General features: G+C 46.5%; 2 tRNA genes. Both read left to right on the top strand.

From position 1 onward, the window contains the following. Window positions 1-167 precede the first annotated feature (167 nt). Window positions 168-242 (top strand) — tRNA-Gln (locus DCC82_RS01620). Window positions 243-460: 218 nt separating this feature from the next. After that, window positions 461-533 (top strand) — tRNA-Lys (locus DCC82_RS01615). The last annotated feature ends 5 nt before the right edge of the window (window positions 534-538 follow it).

Here is a 538-nt window from a genome sequence, read left to right as displayed (position 1 = left end):
CGAAGTGGCCAAACGCGGCGGACTGTAAATCCGCTCCCTTTGGGTTCGGCGGTTCGAATCCGTCCCCCTCCACCACCTTATACATAGAGTAATTAGCTGAAATGAAGTATAATTTTTATGTTATGTGAAATAATATTTTTCGGTAGCATTAGGTACTCCAATATTATTGGGCTATAGCCAAGCGGTAAGGCAACGGACTTTGACTCCGTGATGCGCTGGTTCGAATCCAGCTAGCCCAGCCATAATCTCACTAATTAGCTCAGCAGGGAAGCAATGAGCAAAGCTTCTATGAGTTCGCTACGAATTGTCCCGACGCATCCTGCTTCTGTGAATTAGCTAGAAGAGGAAGGGACAACGAGCAGGAGAGTTGATTACCAGTTGCCTCGACACATCCAACATCTTTGAATTGGCTAGCAGAGGAAGAGGCAACAAAAACATGGAGTGTTTTCATTTACTACACGAGCCATTAGCTCAGCAGGTAGAGCATCTGACTTTTAATCAGAGGGTCGGAGGTTCGAGTCCTCCATGGCTCATTGTC

Source organism: Geobacillus sp. LYN3 (assembly GCF_003064505.1).
Lineage (GTDB): Bacteria > Bacillota > Bacilli > Bacillales > Anoxybacillaceae > Parageobacillus_B > Parageobacillus_B toebii.
Note: the sequence above shows the minus strand (reverse complement) of the source record. Positions and strands in the feature narration are given on the sequence as shown.